The organism is Treponema sp. R6D11 (assembly GCF_054786075.1).
Window position 1 is genome coordinate 1 of sequence record NZ_BDHD01000284.1, and the last position, 1786, is coordinate 1786.

General features: G+C 30.6%; 2 protein-coding genes. Both read left to right on the forward strand.

Features of this window, described 5'->3' with window-relative positions:
• Positions 1-379: 379 nt before the first annotated feature.
• On the forward strand, positions 380-1387 hold the full coding sequence (locus tag ACYVTD_RS12320; protein ID WP_461248050.1) for an AAA family ATPase: 1008 nt from the start codon (positions 380-382) through the stop codon (positions 1385-1387).
• Positions 1380-1786, forward strand: a 407-nt coding sequence (locus ACYVTD_RS12325; RefSeq protein WP_461248051.1) for a hypothetical protein, incomplete at its 3' end; no start/stop codon positions are given. The genes ACYVTD_RS12320 and ACYVTD_RS12325, both read left to right, overlap by 8 nt.

Sequence of the window (1786 nt, forward strand, 5' to 3'; positions counted from 1 at the left end):
TTGCTCGTCTTCTACTAAAAGCCTATATTCTATATTGGCTGCGACTTTGAGGTCTTGTTCTCTGGTAAGCCAGTTGAGTGTAGGCATAATTTAGTTATTCTTTTCTTAAACTAATAATAACAGAATACTATTTTTTTCGCAACCTTGATATTTTTATGTTGTTTTTACTAAAAAATGGCTATAATTTGGAAAGGACGCCGTAATTTTTTTACGGCAACTTGTAAATTTCTTACCTTTTGTTTACGATAGTATATATATGTTGTGTTTTTATTCTGTCAAGAATTATCGGGGTTTCAAAGATGCTATAACGCTCGATCTTACCTCGTCCAATTATGGATTTAATGAGGAATGTGTTAAAGATGGGTATGCTCATAAAGCTTTGATTTACGGTTATAACGGGGTAGGGAAATCAAATTTTGGCTTGGCGATAATGGATATTATTATCAATTTAACAGATAAAGAAAAAAGCCTTCTACTAACCAACAACTATTGGAATGCAGAAAGCGGTAGCGATTTAGTAGAATTTAATTATAAATTTAAATTTAAGGAAGTTGTGATTGAATACCAGTATGGAAAAAATGCGCCTGAATCTATTCGGTACGAGCATTTATTTATAAATGATAAATGTGTTGTTTCTTATAATCGAATTAAAGGCGAACCGTTAGAAATTAACTTACCAGGTGCTCAGACGTTGAATAAAGATATCAGCAAAATAACAATTTCAGTATTAAAATATATAAAATCAAATGCCGCATTGGAACAATCTGTTGAAACAACGGCACTTTTATCTTTTTTTGATTTTGTTGATCGAATGTTGTTTTTTCGTAATCTTGATGATAGAAGTTATGTTGGATATGAGATAGGTGTTCTTCAATTACTTGACGGTATAGTAAAGAAAAATCATTTTGATGATTTTAAATCTTTTTTAGCAAATGCAGATGTTCCAGCAAATATAATATTTACAAAAATGGATAATCGGACATTATTCTTTTTTAATTATGAAACAGCACATAGCAATAAATCCGTAATTGATTTTTTCCAGAATTGTTCTACTGGAATGAAATCATTAACAGTTTTATTTTTTTGGTTGCAAAATGCGATATACAATGAAAAACCGCCTTCCTTTATATTCATTGATGAATTTGACGCTTTTTATCATCAGCGTTTGTCTGAATATGTTATAAATATTATAAAAAAAATAAATGACTGTCAATTTATTCTTACTACGCACGATACTGGGGTAATGTCAAATGATATTATGCGTCCTGATTGTCTTTTCTTGATGTACAAGGATAAAATTAAATCCTTATCATCATCGACAGATAAAGAATTGCGGTTTGCCCATAATATAGAAAAAATGTACCGTGCGGGCGCTTTTGATGAGTAATACTATATTGCTCGTTTTTGAAGGAGAAAAAATTGAAGGACAATTATTTAATAGCATTGAGAAAATATTTTTCTCGAATCCCAATGGACAACAAATAATTAGAAGCAGTTTTAAAGCTGAAATTTATCAACTTTGGAAAAAAATAAAGGATGATGATGCTCTTGATGTTGTAGAAGTTCTCAAAGAAGAACCTAGCTCAGATATTAATAATCTTGCAAGAAAAGATGTGTCAGAGGTACACCTCTTTTTTGATCATGACGGTCATTCCCATTCAGATGCAATGTTACCACAAGAATACAATGAAATGATAAATAAATTACTTGAAACTTTTGATAATGAATTTGATCAAGGAAAACTTTGGCTTAGTTATCCTATGACAGAAGCCATTAAACATTGCAC